General features: G+C 68.7%; 20 protein-coding genes. 12 read left to right on the top strand and 8 right to left on the bottom strand.

From position 1 onward, the window contains the following. Positions 1 to 2 precede the first annotated feature (2 nt). Together QTI45_RS19575 and QTI45_RS19570 are read left to right on the top strand one after the other, a co-directional pair. Positions 3 to 1,631 (top strand): ABC transporter substrate-binding protein, encoded by a 1,629-nt coding sequence (locus QTI45_RS19575; RefSeq protein WP_286372106.1) that lies wholly within the window; start codon positions 3 to 5, stop codon positions 1,629 to 1,631. Next, positions 1,628 to 2,404, top strand: coding sequence for a 5'-methylthioadenosine/adenosylhomocysteine nucleosidase (locus QTI45_RS19570; RefSeq protein WP_286372105.1), 777 nt, complete (start codon positions 1,628 to 1,630; stop codon positions 2,402 to 2,404). The genes QTI45_RS19575 and QTI45_RS19570 overlap by 4 nt, the downstream gene beginning before the upstream one ends. On the opposite strand, the gene corA is transcribed toward QTI45_RS19570, so the two are convergent. After that, the gene (corA, locus tag QTI45_RS19565) at positions 2,397 to 3,383 is read right to left on the bottom strand and encodes a magnesium/cobalt transporter CorA (RefSeq protein ID WP_286372104.1); all 987 of its coding nucleotides are present in this window, start codon (positions 3,381 to 3,383) and stop codon (positions 2,397 to 2,399) included. The genes QTI45_RS19570 and corA overlap by 8 nt on opposite strands. A gap of 210 nt (positions 3,384 to 3,593) precedes the next feature. On the opposite strand from corA, the gene QTI45_RS19560 reads away from it, so the two are divergent. The 4 genes from QTI45_RS19560 (at position 3,594) to hprK (ending at position 7,909) form a co-directional block, all read left to right on the top strand. Further along, the gene (locus tag QTI45_RS19560; protein ID WP_286655568.1) at positions 3,594 to 5,714 is read left to right on the top strand and encodes an ATP-dependent helicase; all 2,121 of its coding nucleotides are present in this window, start codon (positions 3,594 to 3,596) and stop codon (positions 5,712 to 5,714) included. 322 nt (positions 5,715 to 6,036) lie between these two features. Next, on the top strand, positions 6,037 to 6,366 hold the full coding sequence (gene hpf, locus QTI45_RS19555; protein WP_093381418.1) for a ribosome hibernation-promoting factor, HPF/YfiA family: 330 nt from the start codon (positions 6,037 to 6,039) through the stop codon (positions 6,364 to 6,366). Between the two features lie 90 nt (positions 6,367 to 6,456). Next, complete coding sequence (locus tag QTI45_RS19550) at positions 6,457 to 6,924, top strand: PTS sugar transporter subunit IIA (RefSeq protein WP_286372102.1); 468 nt, start codon at positions 6,457 to 6,459, stop codon at positions 6,922 to 6,924. A 28-nt stretch (positions 6,925 to 6,952) separates the two neighbouring features. After that, positions 6,953 to 7,909 (top strand): HPr(Ser) kinase/phosphatase, encoded by a 957-nt coding sequence (gene hprK, locus QTI45_RS19545; RefSeq protein WP_286372101.1) that lies wholly within the window; start codon positions 6,953 to 6,955, stop codon positions 7,907 to 7,909. A gap of 90 nt (positions 7,910 to 7,999) precedes the next feature. Here hprK and fur read toward each other — a convergent pair whose 3' ends face one another. Continuing rightward, a complete protein-coding gene (gene fur / locus QTI45_RS19540) occupies positions 8,000 to 8,419 on the bottom strand; it encodes a ferric iron uptake transcriptional regulator (protein ID WP_286372100.1) in 420 nt (139 codons plus the stop codon). An 87-nt stretch (positions 8,420 to 8,506) separates the two neighbouring features. On the opposite strand from fur, the gene QTI45_RS19535 reads away from it, so the two are divergent. The 4 genes from QTI45_RS19535 to QTI45_RS19520 all read left to right on the top strand — a co-directional run bounded on the left by QTI45_RS19535 (position 8,507) and on the right by QTI45_RS19520 (position 11,159). Then, positions 8,507 to 9,070, top strand: a complete 564-nt coding sequence (locus QTI45_RS19535; protein ID WP_286372099.1) for an outer membrane protein assembly factor BamE — start codon at positions 8,507 to 8,509, stop codon at positions 9,068 to 9,070. 112 nt (positions 9,071 to 9,182) lie between these two features. Beyond that, positions 9,183 to 9,974 carry a 4-hydroxy-tetrahydrodipicolinate reductase gene (dapB, locus tag QTI45_RS19530; RefSeq protein ID WP_444813298.1) on the top strand — a complete coding sequence of 264 codons (792 nt, stop codon included), beginning with the start codon at positions 9,183 to 9,185 and terminating at the stop codon, positions 9,972 to 9,974. Between the two features lie 7 nt (positions 9,975 to 9,981). Beyond that, the gene (locus QTI45_RS19525; protein WP_286655567.1) at positions 9,982 to 10,680 is read left to right on the top strand and encodes a MotA/TolQ/ExbB proton channel family protein; all 699 of its coding nucleotides are present in this window, start codon (positions 9,982 to 9,984) and stop codon (positions 10,678 to 10,680) included. Between the two features lie 17 nt (positions 10,681 to 10,697). Continuing rightward, positions 10,698 to 11,159: an ExbD/TolR family protein gene (locus tag QTI45_RS19520; RefSeq protein ID WP_286655566.1), complete on the top strand. Its 462-nt coding sequence runs from the start codon at positions 10,698 to 10,700 to the stop codon at positions 11,157 to 11,159. Here QTI45_RS19520 and QTI45_RS19515 read toward each other — a convergent pair. From QTI45_RS19515 to QTI45_RS19490, 6 genes are read right to left on the bottom strand one after another with little or no spacing between them, the layout of a single operon-like run. Continuing rightward, entirely contained in the window at positions 11,128 to 13,692 is a 2,565-nt protein-coding gene (locus tag QTI45_RS19515) for a glycogen/starch/alpha-glucan phosphorylase (RefSeq protein WP_286655565.1), read from the bottom strand. The two genes, QTI45_RS19520 and QTI45_RS19515, sit on opposite strands and share 32 nt — an antisense overlap. Next, on the bottom strand, positions 13,689 to 15,170 hold the full coding sequence (gene glgA, locus QTI45_RS19510; RefSeq protein WP_286655564.1) for a glycogen synthase GlgA: 1,482 nt from the start codon (positions 15,168 to 15,170) through the stop codon (positions 13,689 to 13,691). Before glgA ends, QTI45_RS19515 begins: the two co-directional genes overlap by 4 nt. Before the next feature lie 5 nt (positions 15,171 to 15,175). After that, on the bottom strand, positions 15,176 to 16,474 hold the full coding sequence (glgC, locus tag QTI45_RS19505) for a glucose-1-phosphate adenylyltransferase (RefSeq protein WP_444813186.1): 1,299 nt from the start codon (positions 16,472 to 16,474) through the stop codon (positions 15,176 to 15,178). 50 nt (positions 16,475 to 16,524) lie between these two features. Continuing rightward, positions 16,525 to 18,573, bottom strand: a complete 2,049-nt coding sequence (glgX, locus tag QTI45_RS19500; protein ID WP_286655563.1) for a glycogen debranching protein GlgX — start codon at positions 18,571 to 18,573, stop codon at positions 16,525 to 16,527. A gap of 7 nt (positions 18,574 to 18,580) precedes the next feature. Further along, positions 18,581 to 20,740, bottom strand: a complete 2,160-nt coding sequence (gene glgB, locus QTI45_RS19495) for a 1,4-alpha-glucan branching protein GlgB (protein ID WP_286655562.1) — start codon at positions 20,738 to 20,740, stop codon at positions 18,581 to 18,583. Then, positions 20,730 to 22,352 (bottom strand): alpha-glucosidase, encoded by a 1,623-nt coding sequence (locus tag QTI45_RS19490; RefSeq protein WP_286655561.1) that lies wholly within the window; start codon positions 22,350 to 22,352, stop codon positions 20,730 to 20,732. The genes glgB and QTI45_RS19490 overlap by 11 nt, the downstream gene beginning before the upstream one ends. A gap of 180 nt (positions 22,353 to 22,532) precedes the next feature. Here QTI45_RS19490 and leuS point away from each other — a divergent pair, with 180 nt between their 5' ends. Together leuS and QTI45_RS19480 are read left to right on the top strand one after the other, a co-directional pair. Continuing rightward, positions 22,533 to 25,175 carry a leucine--tRNA ligase gene (gene leuS, locus QTI45_RS19485; protein WP_286655560.1) on the top strand — a complete coding sequence of 881 codons (2,643 nt, stop codon included), beginning with the start codon at positions 22,533 to 22,535 and terminating at the stop codon, positions 25,173 to 25,175. Further along, positions 25,172 to 25,690, top strand: coding sequence for an LPS-assembly lipoprotein LptE (locus tag QTI45_RS19480; protein ID WP_286655559.1), 519 nt, complete (start codon positions 25,172 to 25,174; stop codon positions 25,688 to 25,690). The genes leuS and QTI45_RS19480 overlap by 4 nt, the downstream gene beginning before the upstream one ends. Positions 25,691 to 25,697 lie beyond the last annotated feature (7 nt).

Below are 25,697 nucleotides of genomic sequence, written 5' to 3'. Positions count from 1 at the left end.
ACATGTCCAACACCCCCTCTTCTGTCTCGCGCCGCCTCCGCGCGGCCACGCTGCTGGCTCCGGCGGCGCTCGCGCTGGCCTGCGGCGCCGCGTCGGCCAAGACGCTGGTCTATTGCTCCGAGGGCAGCCCCGAGAACTTCTATGCCGCGGTGAACACCACCGGCACTTCGTTCGATGCCACCACCCAGGTCTACAACAACCTGGTCGACTTCGAGCGCGGCTCCACCAAGGTGGTGCCCGGCCTGGCCGAGAGCTGGACCATCTCGCCCGACGGCACCGAGTACACCTTCAAGCTGCGCCGCGGCGTCAAGTGGCACAACACGGCCAAGAGCTTCAAGCCGACGCGCGACTTCAATGCCGACGACGTGATCTTCATGATGGAGCGCCAGTGGAAGGAGGCCGATCCCTACTTCAAGGTCACGAGCCCGAACCATTCCTACTTCAACGACATGGGCATGCCCAAGCTCTTGAAGTCGATCGACCGCATCGACGACTACACGGTCAAGTTCGTGCTCAACAAGCCCGAGGCGCCCTTCCTGGCCAACCTCGCGATGCCCTACGCCGGCATCCAGTCCAAGGAATACGCGATCGCGATGCTCAAGGCCGGCACCCCCGAGAAGATCGACCAGGACCCGATCGGCACCGGCCCGTTCTACCTGGTGCAGTACCAGAAGGACGCCATCGTGCGCTTCAAGGCCTTCCCGCAGTACTGGGGCGGCAAGGCCAAGATCGACGACCTGATCTTCGCGATCACGCCCGATGCTTCGGTGCGCTGGGCCAAGCTGCAGAAGGGCGAGTGCCATGTCATGCCCTACCCGAATCCGGCCGACCTCGACGCCATCCGCAAGGACCCGAACGTGCAGGTGCTCGAGCAGGCCGGCCTCAATGTCGGCTACCTGGCCTACAACACGCAGAAGAAGCCCTTCGACGACGTGCGCGTGCGCAAGGCGCTCAACATGGCGATCAACAAGAAGGCGATCATCGACGGCGTCTACCTGACGACCGGCGTCGCCGCCAAGAATCCGATCCCGCCGACCATGTGGTCCTACAACGACGCGATCAAGGACGACCCCTACGATCCCGAGGCCGCCAAGAAGCTGCTGGCGCAGGCCGGCTATCCGGACGGCTTCACGACCGACCTGTGGGCGATGCCGGTGCAGCGCCCCTACAACCCGAACGCCAAGCGGATCGCCGAGCTGATGCAGGCCGACCTGGCGAAGGTCGGCGTCAAGGCCGAGATCAAGACGTTCGAGTGGGGCGAGTACAGAAAGCGCATGCAGGCCGGCGAGCACCAGATGGGCATGCTGGGCTGGACCGGCGACAACGGCGATCCCGACAACTTCCTCTCCACCCTGCTCGGCTGTGCGTCGGCGCAGTCGGCCAGCGGCAGCAACGTGGCCAAGTTCTGCTATCAGCCCTACGACGAGCTGGTCGTGAAGGCCAAGAACGTGCCCAAGCAGGCCGAACGCGACGCGCTCTACAAGAAGGCCCAGGTGATCTTCAAGGAACAGGCGCCGTGGTTCACGATCGCGCATGCGGTGCAGCTGAAGCCGGTGCGCAAGGAGGTGATCGACTTCAAGCTCAGCCCCTTCGGCCGCCACACCTTCTACGGCGTCGACATCAAGCAATGACGATCGCGATCGTCGCCGCGATGCACGAGGAGCTCAGCGCGCTCCTCGCACAGATGCCCGACGAGCAGCGCGTGCGCGTGGCGGGCCGCGACTTCTGGGTCGGCCACCTGAACGGCCAGGCGGTGGTCGCGGTGTTGTCGCGCATCGGCAAGGTGGCGGCGGCGCTCACGGCCACGGTGCTGCTGGAGCGCTTCGGCGTGCAGGCGATCGTCTTCACCGGCGTGGCCGGCGGGCTGGCGCCGGGCGTCCGGGTCGGCGACGTGGTGGTCGCGACCCGGCTGCTGCAGCACGACCTCGACGCCTCGCCGATCTTCCCGAAATACGAGGTTCCGCTGACCGGTCATGCCCGCTTCGCGGCCGACACCGAGATCAGCGAGGCGCTCGCCGAAGTGGCGGCCGAGGTGCTCGTCGATCCGGTCGCGCTGCTGGGTCAGAAGGTGGTCGATGACTTCGGCCTGAGGTTGCCGGCGGTGCACCGCGGCCTGCTCGTGAGCGGCGACCGCTTCGTCTCGACCGCGGCCGAAAGCGCCGCGCTTCGCCTCGCGCTGCCCGACGCGCTGGCGGTCGAGATGGAAGGCGCCGCGGTGGCCCAGGTGTGCCACGACTACGGCGTTCCGTTCGCCGCGGTGCGAACCATTTCCGACCGGGCCGACGACGAGGCCCACGGCGACTTCACCCGCTTCGTCTCGGCGGTCGCGAGCCGCTACAGCCTGGCGCTGGTGGGGGCCTGGCTGGCGGCCCTGCCGCCGCCCGAAGACGACGAGGCTACTTGAGCCAGCCGCGCCGGCGGAAGTACCACATCGGCACCAGCGCGCTGGCGACCATCAGCGCGATCGCATAGGCGTAGCCGTAGCTCCAGTCCATCTCGGGCATGAACTTGAAGTTCATGCCGTAGACGCTGGCGATCAAGGTGGGCGGCAGCAGCGCCACGCTGGCCACCGAGAAGATCTTGATGGTCTTGTTCTGGTTGATGTTGATGAAACCGACGGTCGCATCCATCAGGAAGTTGATCTTGTCGAACAGGAAGGCCGTGTGGTTGTCGAGCGATTCGATGTCGCGAAGAATCTGCCGCGCCTCCTCGAACTGCTCCGCGTTGAGCATCCGGCTTCGCATCATGAAGCTGACCGCGCGGCGCGTGTCCATCACGTTGCGGCGGATGCGCCCGTTCAAGTCTTCCTGGCGCGCGATCAGGCCCAGCACCTCGCCGGCCAGCTCGTCGCTGACGTTGCCCGACAGCACCTTCTTGCCGGCGATCTCGAGCTCGTCGTAGATGTTCTCGAGCGTGTCGGCCGAATACTCGGCGTCGGCGTCGAACAGCTTCAGCAGCACTTCCTTGGCATCCTCGATCAGCCCGGGAGCGCGCCGCGCGCGCATGCGCAGCAGGCGGAACACCGGCACGTCCTCGTCGTGGATCGAGAACAGCACGCCGCGGCTGCGCAGTTCGGCGTTGTGCTGGTTCAGGATGAAGGCGACACGCACCGAGCGCGGGTTCTCGTCGTCGTCGATCAGGAAGTCGCTGCGGATGTGGAGTTCGCCGTTGTCTTCCTCATAGAAGCGCGCCGACTCCTCGATGTCCTCGTCCATCGCATCCTCGGGGATCGACAGGCCGTAGTACTGCTTGATCCAGCGCTTCTCCTCAACCGTCGGCGATTCGAGGTCTACCCAGATCGGCTGGAACTTGGAAAGCTCTTCGAGAGCCTCGATCTCTTCCTGGACGAGGCGGCCATTGGCGAGCGTGAAGATGTTGAGCATGGCTCACTTCCTTGAAATGTCTGACGGGCGGGCGAGGGGTGGGGCGCTTTCAGCTTCCTCGCCGGCAGGGCGTCAGAGGGGAAGTGAAAGCTGCCGAGACGGATCGGTTTCCATGCGCGAATCTCCGGTTTGCAGCGAGGCGCGATTATGTCATCCGGCTCCCGGCGGCGCTGGCGGCGGGCTGGACGGACATACAGTACAGTTGCGCCGATGCAGCGCGTTGCGACACCTCCTTCCACCGGCGCCACGACCCAGGCCGAGCGGCTCGCGCAAGCGCTCGCGACGCTCAACGAGGCCCAGCGCGCCGCGGTGCTGCATGGGGTCGACGCCGCCCTCGAGCCGGCGCAGCAGGACCCGCGTCCGCTGCTCGTGATCGCCGGCGCCGGCTCGGGCAAGACCAGCACGCTGGCGCACCGGGTGGCCCACCTGATCGCCGGCGGCGCCGATCCGCAGCGCATCCTGCTGCTGACCTTTTCGAGGCGAGCCGCGCAGGAGATGGAGCGCCGTGCCGGCCAGGTGCTGGTGCGGGTGCTCGGGCTGGCCTCGCAGACGCCGCCGGCCCTGCCCTGGGCCGGCACCTTCCATGGCATCGGTGCCCGCCTGCTGCGCGAGTACGCGGCGCAGATCGGCCTCGGCGAGAACTTCACGATCCACGATCGCGGCGACGCCGAGGATCTGATGGGACTGGTGCGCCACGATCTCGGCCTCTCGTCCACCACGCGCCGCTTTCCGCAGAAGGGCACCTGCCTGTCGATCTATTCGCGCACCGTCAACACCTGCGCGCCGCTGGGCGAGGTGCTGAAGGAGGCGTTCCCGTGGTGCGCCGAATGGGAGGCCGAGCTCAAGCGGCTGTTCGGCGCCTATGTCGAGGCCAAGCAGCAGCAGCAGGTGCTCGACTACGACGACCTGCTGCAGTACTGGTCGGCGATGGTCGCCGAGCCCGCGCTGGCCGCGCATGTCGGCGGCCGCTTCGACCATGTTCTGGTCGACGAATACCAGGACACCAACCTGCTGCAGGCGGCCATCCTGCGCGCCATGAAGCCCGACGGCCGCGGGGTGACGGTGGTCGGCGACGACGCGCAGTCGATCTACTCGTTCCGCGGCGCCACGGTGCGCAACATCCTCGATTTTCCTCAGCAGTTCGGCCAGCCCGCGCGCATCGTCACGCTGGAACGCAACTACCGGTCGACGCAGCCGATCCTCGACGTCTCGAACGCGCTGATCGCGGGTGCCGCCGAAAGGCACGCCAAGACGCTCTGGACCGACAAGCCCTCGGCCGGCAAGCCGCAGCTGGTGCTGGTGCCCGACGAGGCGCAGCAGGCCCGCTGGGTGGCCGACCGGGTGCTGGCCCACCGCGAAGGCGGCCTGTCGCTGAAGTCGCAGGCGGTGCTGTTCCGCACCTCCAGCCACAGCGCCGCGCTCGAACTCGAACTGGCGCGGCGCAACATCCCGTTCGTGAAGTACGGCGGCCTCAAGTTCCTGGAGGCGGCGCACGTCAAAGACCTGCTCGCGGTGCTGCGCTTCGCCCAGAACCCGCGCGGACGCATGGCCGGCTTCCGCGTCACGCAGATGATCCCGGGCATCGGTCCGGTGACCTCCGCGCGGCTGCTCGACGCCATGGCCGAGGCCGGGGATCCGGGCGCGGCGGTGCAGGCTTTCGTGCCGCCCGCGGCGGCCCAGGCCGAGTGGGCGCGCTTCGCCGGCATCTATGCGGCGCTGCGCGCTCCCGCGCTGGCCTGGCCGGCCGACATGGACCTCGCGCTCGAGTGGTACCTGCCGCACCTGGAGCGGCTGCACGACGATGCGGCCGTGCGGCGCGGCGATGTCGAGCAGCTGGCCCGGCTGGCCGCCGGCTACGCCTCCCGCGAGCGCTTCCTGACCGAACTCACGCTCGATCCGCCCGAAGCCACCAGCGACCGGCCCGGCCCGCCGCTGCTCGACGAGGACTACCTGATCCTGTCGACCATCCACTCGGCCAAGGGGCAGGAGTGGAACTCTGTCCACGTGCTCAACGTGGTCGACGGCTGCATACCGGCCGATGTCGCGCAGGGCGCCCGCGAACTCGAGGAAGAGCGCCGGCTGCTCTATGTCGCGATGACCCGCGCCCGCGACCACCTGCACCTGTTGGTGCCGCAGCGTTTCTACGTGACCCAGCAGGCCGTGCGCGGCGACCGCCACCTGTACGCGGGCCGCACCCGCTTCATCCCGGCGGCCGATGCCCAGCGCTTCGAGCAGCAGACCTGGCCGGCGCCGCCCGAGCGCGCGCCGCATGTGCCGCCGCCGGCCGCCACGATCGACCTGCTGAGCCGGATGCGGGCCGCCTGGCGCTGATCGGAGGCCCTTCGGTCCACGGGGTCGCAGCGCCTCTGCTTGACCCTGGGTTTGCTTCCAGTAGGGCCGGCCTGCCCTGTCGCCCGGCCCTTTGTTGCTATCAAATGCATAGCGCATGGCGGCCCGGCCTTGATCTGGCGCAGACGCCTGCCGCAAAGGGATTGCAATTCGATGACAGCATGGGCATAGTGACCCGAAGCCTCTCCTTTCTCCCTCTCTTCCCCTTCTCTCTCCTTTCATTCCCCTCTCGTTTCCCCCGGCTACGCCTCTTCGCAAGAGGGGCGCGGCTATTTCCCCAACCGTCAATTCCAGGAGGTCATTCATGAATTTGACGATCAGCGGTCATCACCTCGACGTCACACCTGCATTGCGCAACTACGTAACGAGCAAGCTGGACCGGATCACCCGGCATTTCGACCAAGTGGTCGATGTGAAGGTGATCCTTACGGTGGAAAAGCAGAAGGAAAAGGAACGCCGGCAACGGGCCGAGTGCAATATCCACGTCAAGGGCAACGACATGTTCGCGGAATCGAGCCACGCTGATCTCTACGCCGCCGTCGACGAACTGGTCGACAAGCTCGACCGTCAGGTCGTGCGCCACAAGGACCGCCTCCAGGATCATCACCACGCAGCACCCAAGCGCGTGATGTAGTTCCGCTGTTCGGGCAAATACTCTTGCGGGCCGCCTTCGTGCGGCCCTTTGCTTTTTTCGGGGTGGGTGCATAATCGCCCCCGCCCCAACATGAACCGACTCGCGTCCATCCTGCCGCCCGCTCAAGTGCTCGTGAGCGTCGACGCCACCAGCAAGAAGCGTGCTTTCGAAGAAGCAGGCCTGCTGTTCGAGAACCTGCACGGTCTCGGACGCGCCCTGATCACCGACAGCCTGTTCGCTCGCGAACGCCTGGGCTCGACCGGCCTCGGCCATGGCGTCGCCATCCCGCACGGCCGCATCAAGGGCCTCAAGTCGCCGATGGCGGCGGTTTTCCAGCTGGCCAATGCGATCGGCTTCGACGCCCCGGACGAACAGCCCGTGGTGCTGCTGATCTTCCTGCTGGTGCCGGAAGCAGCGACCCAGAAACATCTTGAAATCCTCTCGGAAATCGCCGAGCTGCTGAGCGACGCCAATCTGCGCGAGCAGATCAAGTCGAGCACCGATGCCGCGGCGTTGCACGCCCTGATCGCCGGATGGCAGTCGGCACAGGTGGCCTGAGTTCCATCGGCGCCGGGCGGGTTCGGACATGAAGCCGACCGTCATCAGCGCCGATGCGATGTTCGAGGAGTTCCGCGGCTCGCTGCGCTGGGAGTGGCTGGCCGGGCTCGGCGCCTCCGAACGGCAGTTCGACCCCGACGTCATCAGCCGGGCCCAGTCGGCCGCCGACCTGGTCGGCTACCTCAACTACATCCATCCCTACCGGGTCCAGATCCTCGGCGCCCGCGAAGTCGCCTACCTGACCCGCGGCACCTTGCAGGACACCGCCCGGCGCATCGCGCGCATCGTCACGCTGGAGCCGCCTATGCTGGTGCTGGCCGACGGCCAGCCGGCGCCCGACGAGCTGCTGTCGATCTGCGAGCGGGCCCAGCTGCCGCTGTTCGCCACCCGCGAGTCGTCGGCCTTCGTGATCGACCTGCTGCGGGCCTACCTGTCGAAGCATTTCGCCGAACGCACCTCGATGCACGGCGTCTTCATGGACATCCTGGGCCTGGGCGTGATGATCACGGGCGAATCGGGGCTGGGCAAGAGCGAGCTCGGCCTGGAGCTGATCTCGCGCGGCAACGGCCTGGTGGCCGACGACGCGGTCGATCTCTACCGCATCAACCAGACCACGCTGGAGGGCCGCTGCCCCGAACTGCTGCAGAACCTGCTGGAGGTGCGCGGCATCGGCCTGCTCGATATCCGGGCGATCTTCGGCGAGACCGCGGTACGCCGGAAGATGCGGCTCAAGCTGATCGTGCACCTGGTGCGGCGCGACAGCTTCGAGCGCGACTACGAGCGCATGCCCTCGGCCCCGCTGACCCAGGACGTGCTGGGCATCCCGGTGCGAAAAGTGATCATCCAGGTGGTGGCCGGCCGCAACATCGCGGTGCTGGTCGAGGCCGCGGTGCGCAATTCGATCCTGCAGCTGCGCGGCATCGACACCTATGCCGATTTCGTCGCCCGCCACCACAAGGCGATGGAAAGCGCGCAGGATGACTAGCTGGCCCCCAGGTCGGGCTCACTGCGTGTAGCCCTCCCACGAACAGGCGGGCGCTGCGCGCCGCCGACGAAAACCACAGCGACCGGGGGGTTACCTCTTGCTCACGCAGTCGGCGCAGAGGCCGTACAAGGACATCGCGTGGTCTTGCAGGATCCAGCCCTTGTCCTTGGCGATCATCTGCTGGCGGCGCTCGATCTCGGCGTCGTAGAACTCCTCGACCTTGCCGCAGGCGGTGCAGACCAGGTGGTCGTGGTGCTTGCCCTCGTTGAGTTCGTAGACCGCCTTGCCGCTCTCGAAATGGCTGCGCTCGAGGATGCCGGCCTGCTCGAACTGGGTCAGCACGCGGTAGACCGTGGCCAGGCCGATGTCGGAGTGGTCGTTGAGCAGGACGCGGAAGACGTCTTCCGCAGTCATGTGGCGCTGGCTGCCGTTCTGGAAGATCTCGAGGATCTTCAGTCGTGGCAGGGTGGCCTTGAGGCCGGTGTTCTTGAGTTCGTCGATATTGCCCATGGGTCGTTCCTCCGCCGGCCTGGCGGGAGAGGCCCGCCGGGGGCCAGCCGCTACAATGATTCGATCATATCGCCCAACCCTTTCCCCATGTCTGCCATTCCACAACGCCGCCATTGGCTGCTGCTCGGCGCCATCGCCGCGAGCTTGTGCCTGGGCGCCTGCAGCAGCGTCAGCGACAGCGCGCGTGGCGCCCTGTCGGCCGTCACGCCCTACAAGGTCGAGGTGGTGCAGGGCAATTTCGTGTCCAAGGAGCAGGTCGAGGCGCTCAAGCCCGGCATGTCGCGCCAGCAGGTGCGCGAAGTCCTCGGCACCTCGCTCCTGACCGATGTCTTCCACTCCAATCGCTGGGACTACGTGTTCACGATCCGGCGCCAGGGCGTCGAGGCCCAGCAGCGCCACCTGACGCTCTACTTCAACGGCGAACTGCTCGAGCGCTTCGAGGGCGACCCGATGCCGAGCGAGGAAGAGTTCGTCGCCCAGCTCGACACCCGCAAGCGCAGGGGCTCGACGCCCCAGCTCGAGGCGAGCGAAGACCAGCTCAAGAAGTTCGATCCGCCCAAGGACAAACCCGCGGACAGCCCGTCGGCTCCCGCCGAGCGGCCGCAGCCCCCGCTGCCGGCGGCCTACCCGCCGCTCGAATCGCCGCGCTGAGCGGGCCCGGCGGCCGGACTGCCCGGCCCCCCGCTCCTTTTCCGTTTTCCCGCATTTCCAGAGGCTGAAACGCGTGACCGATTCTTCCGCTCCCACCACTCCCTTCCGGCGCATCGCGATCGCGGGCGCTTCCGGCCGCATGGGCCACATGCTGGTCGAGGCCGTGCGCGAAGCCCCCGACTGCCGGCTGGTCGGCGCCCTCGATGTCGCCGGCAGCGCGGCGATCGGCAGCGACGCCGCCGCCTTCCTCGGCATCACGAGCGGCGTTCCGATCGTCTCCGACCTGCGCGCCGGCCTGGCCGATGCGCAGGTGCTGATCGACTTCACGCGGCCCGAGGGCACCCTGGCGCACATGGCGGTGTGCCGCGAGCTCGGCGTCCAGATGGTGATCGGCACCACCGGATTCAGCGATGCACAGAAGGCCGGGATCGCCGAGGCCGCGAAGGACATCGCGATCATGCTGGCGCCCAACATGAGCGTCGGCGTCAACGTCACGCTGAAGCTGCTCGAGATGGCGGCCAAGGCGCTCGCCACCGGCTACGACATCGAGATCATCGAGGCCCATCACCGGCACAAGGTGGATGCACCTTCGGGCACCGCCCTGAAGATGGGCGAGGTGATCGCCGACGCGCTGGGGCGCGATCTCAAGGAATGCGCGGTCTATGCGCGCGAGGGCATCACCGGCGAACGGGACCCTTCGACCATCGGCTTCTCGGCGATCCGCGGCGGCGACATCGTGGGCGACCACACCGTGCTGTTCGCCGGCATCGGCGAGCGCATCGAGATCAGCCACAAGTCGTCCAGCCGGGCGACCTATGCCCAGGGCAGCCTGCGCGCGGTGCGCTTCCTGGCCGGCCAGAAGGCGGGCCTGTTCGACATGTTCGACGTCCTCGGGCTGCGCTGAGCCCCGCATGAGCGTCCTCGCGCTGCTTGCGCACGGTGACGGCGTCAGCCGGACGGTCGCGGCGTTGCTGCTCGCGATGTCGGTGGCGAGCTGGGTCGTGATCCTCTGGAAGGCCTGGCTGCTGCGCGGCGGCACGCGCGACGTGCTGCGCAGCATCGCGGCCTTCTGGCAGTCGGCCTCGCTGCAGGACGCCGAGGCGCGCCTGCGGCCCTTCGACCGCGCGGCGCTGGTGCTGCCGGCGGTGCGCGCGATCAACCAGCTGGCATTGCAAGCCGAGGCCTCGACGCTCGGCGGCCGCGTCGACCGCGCCCAGCGCGTCACGCGGACCCTGCGCGACGCGCTGCACGCGGCCTTGCGCCGGCTGCAGGCCGGACAGATCCTGCTGGCCACGGTCGGCGCCACGGCGCCCTTCGTCGGCCTGCTCGGCACCGTCTGGGGCATCTACGGCGCGCTGGTCGGCATCGCGGCCGAGACCGGCGGCTTCACGATCGACAAGGTCGCCGGCCCCGTGGGCGAGGCGCTGATCATGACGGCCTTCGGCCTGGCGGTGGCGATCCCGGCCGTGCTGGCCTACAACGTCTTCGGTCGGGTGGTCGGCCGCATCGAGGCCGAACTCGAGGGCTTCGCCCACGACCTGCTCGGCATGCTCGGCGAACCCGCCGCGCGCGAGGCGCCGCTGCCGCCGGCGCGGCCGATGCCGGCCTAACGGCGGAGACCGACGACATGGCCTTCGGTCGCACCTCGCTCGGCAGCAGCGCCAGCGGCGGCCGCTCGACCGGCGCCGGCGGCCAGCGGCCGCTGTCGGACATCAACGTGACGCCGCTGGTCGACGTCATGCTGGTGCTGCTGGTGATCTTCATCATCACGGCGCCGCTGATGGCGAGCTCGATCAAGCTCGACCTGCCGCGCACCGATGCCGGCCAGTCCGGCGACACGCCACGCTTCGTCACGCTGGTGGTCGATGCGGCCGGCAAGGTGTACCTGAACGACCAGCCGGTGAGTGCCCAGGAGCTGGCGGCCGGCCTGGCGAAGGCCGCGGCCGACAGCCGCGACACCGAGGTGCAGCTGCGCGCCGACCAGACCGTGCCCTATGGCAGGGTGGTCGAATTGATGGGCATCGCGAACAAGGCGGGACTGAACCGCATCGGCTTCGTCACCGAGGCGCCGCCGCCGCAGAAGCCGTAGCCGTGGTCGCAGCCGTGGTCGCAGCCGTGGCCGCAGCCGGGGCCGCAGGCGCTGCCGCCGCCGGGCCCAGCGCCACCGGCCTGGTCTTCCAGATCTCGTGCGCATACTGCGCGATGGTGCGGTCCGACGAGAACTCGCCCATACCCGCCACGTTGAGGATCGCCATCCGGGTCCAGGCGTCGGCATCGCGGTACAGCGCGTCGACCTTGCCCTGCGCCTCGATATAGCTCGCGTAGTCGGCCAGCAGCAGGTAGTGGTCGCCCCAGCTCACCAGCGCGTCGAAGATCTGCTGGTAGCGCGCCGGCTCGGCGGGCGAGAACAGGCCGTCGCGGATGCTGTCCAGGGTGCGCTGCAGTTCCGGGTCGGCCTCGTAGATGCCGCGCGGGTGGTAGCCGCTGGCCCGGATGTCGGCGACCTCGGGCGTGGTGTTGCCGAAGATGAAGAAGTTCTCGGCGCCGACGTTGTCGCGCATCTCGACGTTGGCGCCGTCCAGCGTGCCGATGGTCAGCGCGCCGTTGAGCGCGAACTTCATGTTGCCGGTGCCCGAGGCCTCGGTGCCGGCGGTCGAGATCTGCTCCGACAGGTCGGCCGCCGGCATGATGACCTCGGCCAGGCTGACGCTGTAGTTCGGCAGGAACACCACCTTCAGCAGCTTGCCCACGCGCGGGTCCTCGTTGATCACCTTGGCCACGTCGTTGATCAGCCGGATCACCAGCTTGGCCATCTGGTAGGCCGAGGCCGCCTTGCCGGCGAACACGATCACGCGCGGCACATGGCCGGCGTCGGGCTCGGCCAGGATGCGGTGGTAGCGCGTGACCACATGCAGCACGTTGAGCAGCTGCCGCTTGTACTCGTGCATGCGCTTGACCTGGACATCGAACAGCGCGTCGGTGTCGATGTCGATGCGCATGTGCTCGTCGATCCAGTTGGCCAGCCGCAGCTTGTTCTCGCGCTTGGCATGGCGGAAGGCGCGCACGAAGGCCGGCTGCTGCGCCATCGGCCTGAGCGCCTGCAGCTGCGTGAGGTCGCGCCGCCAGCCGCGGCCGATGCGGGCGTCGAGCAGCGCGGCCAGCGGCGGATTGGCCTGCGCCAGCCAGCGGCGCGGCGTCACGCCGTTGGTCTTGTTGTTGAAGCGCTCGGGGAAGAGCTTGTTGAAGTCGGCGAAGATCGATTGCTTCATGAGCTCCGAGTGCAGCCCCGAGACACCGTTGATCGAATGGCTGGCCAGCACCGCGACATAGGCCATGCGCACGCGCCGCTCGCCCGATTCGTCGATCAGCGAGAGACGCCGCAGCAGCTCGACATCGTGCCCGTGCGCGTGCGTGATCTCGGACAGGAAGCGCGAGTTCATGTCGAACAGGATCTGCAGATGGCGCGGCAGGATGCGTCCGAACATCTCGACCGGCCAGGTCTCGAGCGCTTCGTGCATCAGCGTGTGGTTGGTGTAGCTGAAGACCTTCTGCGTGTGGGCCCAGGCGGTGTCCCAGGGCAGGTCGTGCTCGTCGATCAGCAGCCGCATCAGCTCGGGCACGGCGAGCACCGGATGGGTGTCGTTGAGGTGGATGCTGACCTGCTCGGGCAGGGCGTCGAAGTCGGTGTGGTTGCGCAGGTAGCGGCGCAGCAGGTCCTGCACGCTGGCGCTGACGAAGAAGTACTCCTGGTGCAGCCGCAGTTCGCGGCCCGAGGGCGTGGAGTCGTCGGGATAGAGCACGCGCGAGACGTTCTCCGAATGGTTCTTGCTCTCGACCGCCTCCATGTAGTTGCCGCGGTTGAAGGCCGAGAGATCGATCTCCTCGGTCGCCTTGGCCGACCACAGCCGCAGCGTGTTGGTGGCCTGCGTGCCGTAGCCCGGGATGATGGTGTCGTAGGCCATCGCGAGCACGTCGTGGGTGTCGACCCAGTTGGCCGCGCCGTAGGGCGCGTTCTTGCCTTCGCGCCGCTGGACGTGGCCGCCGAAGCGCACCCGGAAAGTCACCTCGGGGCGCTGGAACTCCCACGGATTGCCCCGCGTGAGCCAGTAGTCGGGCGTCTCGAGCTGCTGGCCGTCGACGATGCGCTGGCGGAACATGCCGTATTCGTAGCGGATGCCGTAGCCCATGCCCGGCACGCCGAGCGTGGCCATCGAGTCGAGGAAGCAGGCCGCCAGCCGGCCCAGGCCGCCGTTGCCCAGGGCCGCGTCGGGCTCGCGCTCGGCCAGCGCCTGGATGTCGACGCCGAAGTCGGCCAGCGCCTGCTTCACCGTGTCCTGCAGTTCGAGCGCCAGCAGTGCGTTGGTGAAGGTGCGCCCGATCAGGAACTCCATCGACATGTAGTAGACGCGCTTGAGCTTCTGCGCGTACTGCGCGCGCGTGGTGCCCATCCAGCGCTCGACCAGCTGGTCGCGCACAGCGAGCGCCGTGGCATGCAGCCAGTCGTCGGGGCTGGCCGCGAACGGGTCCTTGCCGACCGCGTAGATCAGCTTGTTGGCGACCGCGCGCTTGAAGGCAGCGACGTCGCGATCGGGGTGGTCGTACTTGAAGTCTTCGATGTTCATGGCGTGTGGGAGGGGCGTGGGTTCAGGGCCGCGGCATAGACGCCGAGGTATTGCGCGGCGGCACTGCCCCAGTCGGCGGGGCGGCGCATGGCGCTGGCGCGGACCGCGCGCCAGTCGGAGGGGCGCTGGTAGAGCGCGAAGGCGCGGCGCACCGCGCGCGCATAGCCCTCGGCGCCGAATTCGTCGAACGCGAAGCCGGTGGCCTCGCCGCTGGCCAGGTCCTCGAGCGTGGTGTCGACCACCGTGTCGGCGAGGCCGCCGACGCGGTGCACCAGCGGCAGGCTGCCGTACTTGAGGCCGTACATCTGGGTCAAGCCGCAGGGCTCGAAGAGCGAGGGCACGAGCGTGACATCGCCGGCGCCGAACAGCCGGTGCGCGGTGGACTCGCTGTAGCCGAGCGTGACGCTGACCGACTGCGGCGCGTCGGCCGCGCGCTGCCTGAAGGCCGCCTCGAGCCAGGCATCGCCGCTGCCGAGCAGGGCCAGCTGGCCGCCCTGGGCCAGCAGCGCGTCGAGGCCACCGAGCACCAGGTGCAGGCCCTTCTGCTCGGTCAGCCGGCTCACCAGCACGAACAGCGGCGCATCGGCCTGCGGCGCCAGGCCGAGCTCGTGCTGCAGCTGCGCCTTGTTGCGGGTCTTGCCGACCAGTCGGCGCACGTCGTAGCGGTGCGGGATCAGCGCGTCGGTGGCCGGGTTCCAGACCTGGTCGTCGACTGCGTTGAGGATGCCGCTGAGCACCTCCGAGCGGCTGCGCAGCAGGCCGTCGAGGCCGCAGCCCTGCTCGGGCGTCTGGATCTCGCGGGCGTAGGTCGGGCTCACGGTCGTGAGGCGGTCGGCGAAGCACAGGCCGCCCTTCATGAACGAGAGCTGGCCGTGGTATTCGAGCCCGTTCATCGAGAAGGCCGCGGCCGGCAGGCCCAGCTCGGCGAAGTGCGAGGCCGCGAACAGGCCCTGGTAGGCCAGGTTGTGGATCGTGAACACGCTGCCGACCCTCGGGCCGCGGCCGCGCGGCGCGAAGGCCATGTAAGCCGGTGCCAGCGCCGCATGCCAGTCGTGCGCATGCACGAGCTCCGGCTGCCAGCCGGGGTCCAGGCCTTGCGCCAGCTGCGCGGCCGCCCAGCCGAGCAGGGCGAAGCGCCGGTGGTTGTCGCCGTAGGGCTGGCGCTGCGGGTCTTCGTAGGGATTGCCGGGCCGCCCGTAGAGCGCCGGCGCGTCGATGACGTAGATCGGGATGCCGGGGCCGCCGTCGGTGACCAGCCGCCCGAGCAGCAGCTGCGCGCGCTCGCCCCAGGGGGCTGTCAGCTCGGCCACCGGCGCCGCATCGGCGATACCGGATAGGATGGCCGGGAAGCCCGGCAGCAGCACGCGCGCATCCTGTCCGGCCGCCAGCAGCGCCAGCGGCAGCGCACCGGCGATGTCGGCCAGTCCTCCGGTCTTGAGCAGGGGAAACAGTTCGGCGCTGACCTGGAGGATCCTCATCTTGTTCAGGGCTCCAGCCGTTTCAGCATTTCTCGCGTCACCAGCACCACGCCGCCTTCGGTGCGCTCGAAGCGCGCGGCATCGGCCACCGGGTCTTCGCCGATCACCATCTCGTCGGGGATCACGCAGGCGCGGTCGATCACGACCTTGTTCAGCCGGCAGCCGCGGCCGACCTCCACGTCCGGCAGCAGCACCGCCTCGTTGATTTCGCAGAACGAATGGATGCGCACGCCCGAGAACAGCACCGAGCTGCTGACCTTGGAGCCCGAGACGATGCAGCCGCCCGAGACGATGGTGTTGACCGTCATGCCATGCTTGCCGTCGCGGTCGAGCACGAACTTGGCCGGCGGCAGCTGCCGCTGGTAGGTCCAGATGGGCCAGTCGGTGTCATAGATGTCGAGCTCGGGGGTGATCGAGGCCAGATCGAGGTTCGCTGCCCAGAATGCATCAATCGTGCCCACGTCGCGCCAGTAGGCGGCGGCGCCGGGTCCGCGGCTGGCCCGGGTCACGCAGGACATGCCGAAAGGATGGGCCAGCGCGCGGCCCTCGGCGACTGCGCGCGGGATGATGTCCTTGCCGAAATCGTGGTCCGAATCGGGATTGGCGCTGTCGTCCTCGAGCAGCTTGTAGAGGTATTCGGAGTCGAAGACGTAGATCCCCATGCTGGCCAGCGCCACGTCGGGGTTGCCCGGCATGGCCGGCGGATCGGCCGGCTTCTCGAGGAAGGCCGTGATGTTGCGGTCGGCGTCGATGGCCATCACGCCGAAGGCCGTGGCCTCCATGCGCGGCACCTCGATGCAGCCGACCGTGCAGCCGCGGCCGCTGGCGACGTGGTCGGTCAGCATGATCGAGTAATCCATCTTGTAGACATGGTCGCCGGCGAGCACGACGACGTAATCATGCGGCGTGGAGCGTGTCTGGATGATGTCGAGGTTCTGGTAGACCGCATCCGCCGTGCCGCGGTACCAGTGCTCGTCGCCGACCCGCTGCTGGGCCGGCAGCACGTCGACCATCTCGTTAAGCTCGGCGCGCAGGAAGCTCCAGCCGCGCTGCAGGTGGCGCATCAGCGAGTGCGACTTGTACTGCGTGACCACCGCCATGCGGCGGATGCCCGAGTTGAGGCAGTTCGACAGCGCGAAATCGATGATGCGGAATTTGCCGCCGAAATAGACCGCGGGTTTGGCGCGCCGGTCGGTCAGCTGCTTGAGCCGGGAGCCGCGGCCGCCGGCCAGCACCAGGGCGATGGTCCGGCGAACGAGTTGGTGGGCCTGCAGGGTGGGTTGCGCGACATCTTCCATCTTCATCTCCGTTGGTTTTCTCGGTGATCCAGCCTAGCACCGCGGTGCCGCAGGCGTCATGTCCTGGCGACCCGGAGGCTGCCGGGCGGCAGTGTCAGGGCGGCTTCGAGGGGGGTGGCGTGCGCCGGGTCGGCGGCCGGATCGCTGGCCAGCCGCTGGGTCCAGCGTCCCGGCGGCAGCGTGAATTCGACGTCGGCTGCGCCGGCGTTCAGCAGCACCAGCCAGCTCGGCTCGGGGGCCGGCGACTCGAACAGGATCGCCAGCGCCTGGCGGTCGCCGCGCTGCCAGTCTTCGGTGCGCATGACGTGGCCCTCGGGCGCCAGCCAGCGCAGCGCGGTCGCGCCCTGCGGCGCTTCGGCCGGCCACCAGCGCGTGCTGCGCAGGGGCGCGGCTTCGCGGCGCAGCGCCAGCAGGCGTGCGACGTAGGCCGTCATGGCGGGGTCGGCGCGGTCCCAGTCGAGCCAGGTGGTTTCGTTGTCCTGGCAGTAGGCATTGTTGTTGCCGCGCTGGGTGTGGCCGATCTCGTCGCCGGCCAGCAGCATCGGCGTGCCCTGCGACAGCAGCAGCACCGCCAGCAGCACGCGCCGCAGGCGCAGTCGCTCGGCCAGCACGGCCGGGTCGTCGGTGTCGCCCTCGACGCCGCAGTTGCGGCTCAGGTTGTGGCTGCTGCCGTCCCGGTTGCCTTCGCCGTTGGCGAGGTTGTGGCGCTCGCTGTAGCTCAGCAGGTCGCGCAGGGTGAAGCCGTCGTGCGCGGTGATGAAGTTGATGCTGGCGACCGGGGCCCGGGCATTGCGCCTGAAATCGTCGCTCGAGGCCGTGAAGCGGTGGGCGAATTCGCCGATGCCTTCGCTGCCCTGCAGCCAGAACCCACGCTGCACATCGCGGAAGCGGTCGTTCCATTCGAGCCAGCCGGCCGGGAACTCGCCGAGCCGGTAGCCGCCCGGGCCGATGTCCCAGGGTTCGGCGATCAGCAGGACGCGCGACAGCAGCGGGTCCTGCGCGATCGCCGCGAGCAGGGGCGCGCGCGGATCGAAGTCGCCATCGGCGCCGCGCGCCAGCACCGGCGCGAGGTCGAAGCGGAAGCCGTCGACGCCGAGTTCGCTCACCCAATGGCGCAGGCTGTCCATCACCAGCTGCAGCACGCGCGGCTCGGCCAGGTTCAGGCAGTTGCCGCAGCCGGTCCAGTTCTGGTAGAGCGCCCGGTCGTCGGGGCGCAGGTGGTAGTAGAGGGCGTTGTCGATGCCGCGCAGGCTCAGCGTGGGGCCGAGTTCGTCGGTCTCGGCGCTGTGGTTGTAGACCACGTCGATCACCAGCTCCATGCCGCGCGCATGCACCGCATCGGCCAGGGCGCGGAACTCGCTCGCCGGCGTGCTGCCGGGGCGGCCGCTCCAGTAGCGGACTTCGGGCGCGAACCAGCCGATCGAGCTATAGCCCCAGTAATTGCTGAGGCCCAGCGCCAGCAGGCGCGACTCGTCGGCGCGCTGCTGGGCCGGCATCAGGCTCAGCGTCGTGACGCCCAGCCGCTGCAGGTGGTCGAGCACCGCCGGCTCGGCGAGGCCGGCGTAGCTGCCTCGCAAGGCCTCGGGGACTTGCGGGTGCAGGCGCGTCTGGCCGCGCACGTGGACCTCGTAGAGCACGCGGTCGCCCGCCGCGACGCGGCTGTGCCCGGGCGGCGCTGCAGGCAGCGGCGCCGTGACGCGGGCCTTGAGCGCGATGGCGGCGTTGTCGCGCATGTCGCGCTGGTCCGGGTCCGACGGGTCGTGGCCGAGGAACAGGTCTTCGCCGCCGTAGCGGCCGACGATCTCGCGCGCGTACGGGTCGAGCAGCAGCTTGGCGGGATTGAAGCGAAGGCCTTCGTGCGGCGACCACGGGCCATGCACCCGCCAGCCATACACCAGGCCCGGGCGGGCGCTCGGCAGCCGGGTGTGCCAGACGCCGTCGGTCCGGGCCGTCAGCCTGAGGCGCTGCTGCTCGTGGGCGCCGCTGCCGTCGAACAGGCACAGTTCGACCGCGGTGGCGTTCGGTGCGGCGAGCGCGAAATTGACGCCTTCCGGGCTGGCCGTGGCGCCCAGCGGCAGGGGCGTGCCGTCGTTCACGCGCTGCACCCCGGCTTCACGCCAGCACCCACATCAAGGTTCCCAGCGGCGGCACCGAGACCACCATCGAACGGGCCCGCCCATGCCAGGGCACCGGCTCGCTGGCGACCGGCCCGTTGCCGATGCCGCTGCCTCCGTACACGGCGTGGTCGGTGTTGATGAGCTCCCGGTAGGTGCCGTCCGCGGGCACCCCGAGCCGGTAGCCGAGGCGCGGAACCGGCGTGAAATTGCACACCGCCAGCACGAAGCTGCCGTCGCGCGCGCGCCGCACGAAGGAGAACACCGAATGGTCCGCGTCGTCGTGGCAGATCCACTCGAAGCCCTCGGCCTCGCAGTCGAGCTCGTGCAGGGCCGGGTAGTGACGCAAGACGTTGTTGAGGTCGCGCACCAGCCGCCGGACGCCCTGGTGCGCCGGCTGTTCGAGCAGGTGCCAGTCGAGGCTGTGGTCGGCGTTCCATTCGGCGAACTGGGCGAATTCGCCCCCCATGAACAGCAGCTTCTTGCCCGGATAGGCCCACAGGTAGCCATAGAGGTTGCGCAGGCCGGCGAACTTCTGCCAGGCGTCGCCGGGCATGCGCCCGATCATCGAGCCCTTGCCGTGCACCACCTCGTCGTGCGACAGCGGCAGCACGAAGTTCTCGCTGAACGCGTACATCAGGCCGAAGGTGATGCGCTGGTGATGGTGCTTGCGATAGACCGGGTTGATGCCGGTGTAGGCCAGCGTGTCGTTCATCCAGCCCATGTTCCACTTGTAGTGGAAGCCGAGGCCGCCGTTCTCGGGCGGGCGCGTCACGCCCGGGAAGCTGGTCGACTCTTCGGCCAGGGTCATGGCGCCGGGCCGCTCGACGCCGACCACCCGGTTCATGCGGCGCAGGAACTCGATGGCCTCGAGGTTCTCGCGCCCGCCCAGCGCGTTGGGCACCCATTCGCCGGCCTTGCGGCTGTAGTCGCGGTAGAGCATCGAGGCCACCGCGTCGACCCGCAGGCCGTCGACGCCGTAGCGCTCGAGCCAGTACAGCGCATTGCCGACCAGGTAGTTGCGCACCTCGGTCCGCGCGTAGTTGAAGATCAGTGTCTGCCAGTCGTTGTGGAAGCCCTCGCGCGGATCGGCGTACTCGTAGAGCGCCGTGCCGTCGAAGTTCGCCAGGCCGTGGGCGTCGGTCGGGAAGTGCGCCGGCACCCAGTCGAGGATCACGCCGAGGCCGGCCGCATGCGCCGCCTCGACGAAATGGCGGAAGTCGCCGGGCGTGCCGAAGCGCGAGGTCGGCGCGTAGAGGCCGATCGGCTGGTAGCCCCAGGAGCCGTCGAACGGGTGTTCGCTGATCGGCAGCAGCTCGATGTGGGTGAAGCCCATGTCGCGCGCATAGGGCACCAGCGTGTCGGCCAGTTCGCGGTAGTCGAGCCATTCGTGGCCGTTCTTGCGGCGCCACGAGCCCAGGTGGACCTCGTAGATGCTGAGCGGCGCATCGCGCGCATTGGCTTCGGCGCGCCCGGGCGGCAGCCGTACCGGTGGCGGCAGCGGCTGCACCACGCAGGCCGTGTCGGGCCGCAGGCGAGCCGAGAAGCCGAAGGGGTCGGCCTTGCGCAGCACCTCGCCCTGCGCCGACAGGATCTCGAATTCGTAGCTGTCGCCGGGCGCCAGGTGGGGTGCGAAGATCTCCCAAACGCCGCATTCGCGGCGCAGCCGCATCATGTGGCGGCGGCCGTCCCACTGGTTGAAGTCGCCGACCACCGACACCCGGCGCGCGTTCGGCGCCCAGACCGCGAAGGCGACGCCGCGCACGCCGTCGATCTCGCGCAGGTGCGCGCCGAGCTGTTCGTAGGGCCGCAGGTGCGTGCCCTCGGCCAGCAGCCAGACATCGGTTTCGCCGAGCACCGGCGGGAAGCGATACGGATCCTCGAGCGCCGATTTGTGCGCGCCCCAGTCGACCTCGAAGCGGTAGCCGAGGCGGGCCTCCGAAGCCGGCACCAGGGCGGCGAACAGGTCGCTGTCGCCCTGGCGGTCGAGTTGGGCCAGCGGCCAGCCCGAGCCCGAGTGCAGCACGGCGACCGTCTGCGCGCCCGGCAGCAGGGCGCGCACCCACAAGCCTTCGTCCGTGGCGTGCGGACCGAGCACCGCGAACGGGTCGCCGTGCTCGGCGCGCATCAGGGCGCGGACTTCGGCTTCAGGCAGCATGCGGCGGTTCTCCCATGAAGATGCCGAAGGGCGGCAGAGTGAGAACGCGGCCATCGAGTTCGGCGCCGGCGAACGGCGATCCGTCCAGCGGTGCCAGGGACTCGGTCAATTGCAGCGTCGCCGGCGTTCCGGACAGATTGAACACCGCTTGCAGCGCCTTGTCACCTTCGCGCCGTTCGAAGCGCAGCAAGGGTTCGGGCGCCTCGAGGAAGCGCATGCGGCCGGTGCGCAGCAGCGGCTGCGTGCGGCGCCAGTGCAGCAGCGCGCGGCTGAAGTGCAGCATCGACTGCGGATCGCCGGCCTGCTGGTCGATGGCCAGCGACAGGTGGGCCTCCGACACTGGCAGCCAGGGCAGGCCGTCGGTGAAGCCGCCGTGCGGCTGGTCGGCCCGCCACGGCATCGGCGTGCGGCAGCCGTCGCGGCCCTTGAACTCGGGCCAGAAGGCGCGGCCGTACGGGTCCTGCAGCAGTTCGAAGGGCACCTCGGCCTCGGGCAGGCCGAGTTCCTCGCCCTGGTAGATGCTGGCACTGCCTCGCAGCGACAGCAGCAGCGCCAGCCAGAGCCGGTCGCGGCGGGTGTCGACCGAACCGGCGGCGTTCCACCGGCTGGCAACCCGCGGCACATCGTGGTTCGAGACGGCCCAGCAGCCCCAGCCGTCGGTCTTGGCGAGCGCGGCGTCCAGTGTCTCGACCTGGGTGCGCAGGTGGCGCGCGCTGTGTTCGCTGGTCAGCAGGCTGAAGCTGTAGGCCAGGTGCAGCCGCTTGTCGCGCTCGGTGTAGCGGGCCATGACCGGGGGGGCGTCCTCGTCGCCGACCTCGCCCAGCGCGACCGCGCCATAGCCGTCGAGCAGCCGCCGCAGCCGTTCGAGGAACAGCAGGTTCTCGGGCTGGCTCTTGTCGTGCAGGTGCTGCTGCATCGCATAGGGGTTGTCGGCCCGCACCGTGCTGACTTCGCCCCCGTTCGCGGGCGGGTTGTCGCGCAATTGCGCATCGTGGAACTGGTGGTTGCAGGCATCGAAGCGGAAGCCGTCGACGCCGCGCTCGCACCAGAACTTCACTTCGCCGAGCAGCGCCTCCTGCACCGCGGGGCAGTGGAAGTTGAGGTCGGGCTGCTCGGCCAGGAAGCTGTGCAGGTAAAACTGGCGCCGGCGCGAGTCCCATTGCCAGGCCGAACCGCCGAACACCGACAGCCAGTTGTTGGGCGGCGTGCCGTCGGGCTTGGGGTCGGCCCAGACATACCAGTCGGCCTGCGGGTTGTCGCGGCTGGCGCGGCTGGCCGCGAACCACGCATGCTGGTCGGAGGTGTGCGACAGCACCTGGTCGATGATGATCCGCAGGCCGAGCCCGTGGGCCCGGGCCAGCAGGGCGTCGAAGTCCGCCAGGGTGCCGAAGATCGGGTCGACCGCGCGATAGTCGGCCACGTCGTAGCCGAAATCCTTCATCGGCGAGCGGAAGAAGGGGGAGATCCAGATCGCATCCACCCCCAGCCCGGCCACGTGGCCCAGGGTGCCCGTGATCCCCGGCAGGTCGCCGATGCCGTCGCCGTTGCTGTCCATGAAGCTGCGCGGGTAGATCTGGTAGATCACTGCGCCCCGCCACCAGTCCTTCGCCATGCCGTACCCCCGGGATTCGAAAACGATTGTGGCATGCGAGAAACATGCCGCTTCAGGGGCTGCCCCGAGGCTGCGCGCAGCGCGCCCGTTGGCGGGAGGGCTGCGCGAAGTGAGTCCGGCCTGGTGGCGAGTGATAATCCCTCTCCCGGCCGCCTGGCGCCGGGCTGTTGTCGAGTGCCCATGAATCCCAGCTACAAACCCGCCGATGTCGAATCGGCCGCCCAGGCCCACTGGACCGCGGCCGATGCCTACCGCGTGACCGAAGACGCGCGCAAGAAGAAGTATTACGCCTGCTCGATGCTGCCCTACCCCAGCGGCAAGCTGCACATGGGCCACGTGCGCAACTACACGATCAACGACATGCTCACGCGCTACCTGCGCATGAGCGGCTACAACGTCCTGATGCCGATGGGCTGGGACGCCTTCGGCCTGCCGGCCGAGAACGCCGCCCTCAAAAACGGCGTTCCACCGGCGAAATGGACCTACGAGAACATCGCCTACATGAAGGGCCAGTTGCAGGCCATGGGGCTGGCGATCGACTGGAGCCGCGAGATCGCCACCTGCGATCCGAGCTACTACAAGTGGAACCAGTGGCTGTTCCTGAAGATGCTCGAAAAGGGCATCGCCTACCGCAAGACCCAGGTCGTCAACTGGGACCCGGTCGACCAGACCGTGCTGGCCAACGAGCAGGTGATCGACGGCAAGGGCTGGCGCACCGGCGCCACGGTCGAGCGGCGCGAGATTCCGGGCTACTACCTCAAGATCAGCGACTACGCCGAGGAACTGCTCGAGCACACCCAGCACAAGTTGCCGGGCTGGCCCGAGCGCGTCAAGCTGATGCAGGAGAACTGGATCGGCAAGAGCGAGGGCGTGCGCTTCGCCTTCACGCACAAGATCAAGGATGAGCAGGGCCACCTGATCCAGGACGGCCGCATGTACGTCTTCACGACCCGTGCCGACACCATCATGGGCGTGACCTTCTGCGCCGTGGCGCCCGAGCATCCGCTGGCGCTGCACGCCGCGAAGACGAACCCCCAGGTCGCGGCCTTCATCGCCGAAGCCAAGGGCGGCGGCACCACCGAGGCCGAGCTCGCCACGCAGGAAAAGAAGGGCGTTCCGACCGGCCTCACCGTGACCCACCCGATCACCGAGGAGCAGGTCCCGGTCTGGGTCGGCAACTACGTGTTGATCAGCTACGGCGACGGCGCCGTGATGGGCGTGCCGGCCCACGACGAGCGCGACTTCGCCTTTGCCAACAAGTACGGCATCGAGATCATCCAGGTCGTGCTGGTCGACGACGAGCCGCACTTCGACTACCACCGCTGGCAGGACTGGTACGGCGACAAGCAGCGCGGCGTGACCATCAATTCCGACAACTTCAGCGGCATGCACCATGCCGAGGCGGTCAAGGCGGTGGCGCACGCGCTGGGCCAGAAGGGCCTGGGCGAGATGCAGACCACCTGGCGCCTGCGCGACTGGGGCGTGAGCCGGCAGCGCTACTGGGGCACGCCGATCCCGATCATCCATTGCGACGAGCATGGCGCGGTGCCGGTACCCGAGCGCGACCTGCCGGTGGTGCTGCCGACCGACTGCGTGCCCGACGGCCACGGCAACCCGCTGATCAAGCACGAAGGCTTCCATGCCGGCGTGGTGTGCCCGGTGTGCGGCAAGGCGGCGCGCCGCGAGACCGACACCATGGACACCTTCGTCGACAGTTCGTGGTACTTCATGCGCTACTGCGACCCGAAGAACGAAGAGGCCATGGTGGCCGACGGCGCGCAGTACTGGATGCCGATGGACCAGTACATCGGCGGCATCGAGCACGCGATCCTGCACCTGCTGTATGCGCGCTTCTGGACCAAGGTCATGCGCGACCTCGGCCTGGTGAAGGTCGACGAGCCCTTCAGCAAGCTGCTGACGCAGGGCATGGTGCTCAACCACATCTTCTACAAGCGCAACGAGAAGGGCGGCAAGGACTACTTCCCGCCCGTCGAGGTCACGCCGGTGCTCGACGCGCAGGGCCGGATCAGCGGCGGTACCACGGCCGACGGCACGCGGGTCGAGTACGGCGGCGTCGGCAAGATGGGCAAGAGCGAGCGCAACGGCGTCGATCCGCAGGACCTGATCGAGAAGTACGGCGCCGACACCGCGCGGCTCTACACCATGTTCACCGCGCCGCCCGAGGCCACCCTGGAGTGGAACGACGCCGCGGTCGAGGGCAGCTACCGCTTCCTGCGCCGGGTCTGGAACTTCGGCGTCGCGCAGCATGCGGCGGCCGAAGCCGGCGCCGCGGCGGCCGGCAAGCCGGTCTTCGGCAAGGATGCCAAGCTGCTGCGCCACGAAGTCCACACCGTCCTGCGCCAGATCGACTACGACTACCAGCGCATGCAATACAACACGGTGGTGTCGGGCGCGATGAAGCTGCTCAACGCGCTGGAAGGCTTCAAGCCGGCCGCGCCCGATGCGGGCGACCGTGCCGCGGTGCGCGAGGGCTTCGGCATCCTGCTGCGCTGCCTCTATCCGGCGACGCCGCACATCGCGCACCAGCTCTGGCAGCAGCTCGGCTATGACAAGGGCCAGGGCGACCTGCTCGATGCGCCCTGGCCGGTGGTCGATGTCGGCGCGCTCGAGCAGGACGAGATCGAGCTGATGCTGCAGATCAACGGCAAGCTGCGCGGCTCGCTGCGCGTGCCGGCTGCGGCCACCAAGCCGGAGATCGAAAAGATCGCGCTGGCCTGCGAGGACTTCGTGCAGCATGCCGCAGGCGCGGCGGCCAAGCGCGTGATCGTGGTGCCGGGCCGGCTGGTCAACGTGGTGCTATGAGCCGCCGACCGACCGGACGCCCGCGGCTGCCGCGGCGCGGTTTTCTGGCCGTCGCGGCGGGGGCGGTGCTGGCGGGCTGCGGCTTCGAATTGCGCAAGGCGCCGACCTTCGCCTTCCAGAGCATCGCGGTGATGGGCAACACGCCGTTCTCGAACTACCTGCGACGCCAGCTGCGGGCTGCGGGCACTGTCGAGGTACTGCCTGTCGATCAGGCCGACAAGGCTGACGCCGTGCTCGAACTGCTGGGCGAAAGCCGCAACAACGTCGTGCTGTCGACCACGCCCGAAGGCCAGGTGCGCGAGCTCCAGCTGATCCTGACCCTGCGCTTCAGGGTGCGGGGCCAGGGCGGCAAGGAACTGCTCGGCCCGACCGAAATCCAGCAGTCGCGCGACATCACCTACAACGAGACCGCTGCACTTGCCAAGGAAGGGGAATCCGAGCTCCTGTACCGCGACATGCAGAACGACATCGCCCAGCAGGTGCTGCGCCGCCTGGCCGCCATCAAGGCGTTCTGAGGGCCGC

It is taken from the genome of Variovorax saccharolyticus (assembly GCF_030316765.1).
GTDB lineage: Bacteria > Pseudomonadota > Gammaproteobacteria > Burkholderiales > Burkholderiaceae_C > Variovorax > Variovorax saccharolyticus.
Note: the sequence above shows the minus strand (reverse complement) of the source record. Positions and strands in the feature narration are given on the sequence as shown.

Bases quoted from the DNA above. Each gene is read 5' to 3' on its own strand.
- glgB (WP_286655562.1), bottom strand. From the start codon at position 20,740: ATGCTGCCTGAAGCCGAAGTCCGCGCCCTGATGCGCGCCGAGCACGGC.
- QTI45_RS19525 (WP_286655567.1), top strand. From the start codon at position 9,982: ATGAGCGTCCTCGCGCTGCTTGCGCACGGTGACGGCGTCAGCCGGACG.
- leuS (WP_286655560.1), top strand. From the start codon at position 22,533: ATGAATCCCAGCTACAAACCCGCCGATGTCGAATCGGCCGCCCAGGCC.
- corA (WP_286372104.1), bottom strand. From the start codon at position 3,383: ATGCTCAACATCTTCACGCTCGCCAATGGCCGCCTCGTCCAGGAAGAG.
- glgC (WP_444813186.1), bottom strand. From the start codon at position 16,474: ATGAAGATGGAAGATGTCGCGCAACCCACCCTGCAGGCCCACCAACTC.
- QTI45_RS19490 (WP_286655561.1), bottom strand. From the start codon at position 22,352: ATGGCGAAGGACTGGTGGCGGGGCGCAGTGATCTACCAGATCTACCCG.
- QTI45_RS19535 (WP_286372099.1), top strand. From the start codon at position 8,507: ATGTCTGCCATTCCACAACGCCGCCATTGGCTGCTGCTCGGCGCCATC.
- QTI45_RS19515 (WP_286655565.1), bottom strand. From the start codon at position 13,692: ATGAACATCGAAGACTTCAAGTACGACCACCCCGATCGCGACGTCGCT.
- fur (WP_286372100.1), bottom strand. From the start codon at position 8,419: ATGGGCAATATCGACGAACTCAAGAACACCGGCCTCAAGGCCACCCTG.
- QTI45_RS19570 (WP_286372105.1), top strand. From the start codon at position 1,628: ATGACGATCGCGATCGTCGCCGCGATGCACGAGGAGCTCAGCGCGCTC.
- QTI45_RS19575 (WP_286372106.1), top strand. From the start codon at position 3: ATGTCCAACACCCCCTCTTCTGTCTCGCGCCGCCTCCGCGCGGCCACG.
- QTI45_RS19480 (WP_286655559.1), top strand. From the start codon at position 25,172: ATGAGCCGCCGACCGACCGGACGCCCGCGGCTGCCGCGGCGCGGTTTT.
- QTI45_RS19520 (WP_286655566.1), top strand. From the start codon at position 10,698: ATGGCCTTCGGTCGCACCTCGCTCGGCAGCAGCGCCAGCGGCGGCCGC.
- QTI45_RS19560 (WP_286655568.1), top strand. From the start codon at position 3,594: ATGCAGCGCGTTGCGACACCTCCTTCCACCGGCGCCACGACCCAGGCC.
- hpf (WP_093381418.1), top strand. From the start codon at position 6,037: ATGAATTTGACGATCAGCGGTCATCACCTCGACGTCACACCTGCATTG.
- glgA (WP_286655564.1), bottom strand. From the start codon at position 15,170: ATGAGGATCCTCCAGGTCAGCGCCGAACTGTTTCCCCTGCTCAAGACC.
- hprK (WP_286372101.1), top strand. From the start codon at position 6,953: ATGAAGCCGACCGTCATCAGCGCCGATGCGATGTTCGAGGAGTTCCGC.
- QTI45_RS19550 (WP_286372102.1), top strand. From the start codon at position 6,457: ATGAACCGACTCGCGTCCATCCTGCCGCCCGCTCAAGTGCTCGTGAGC.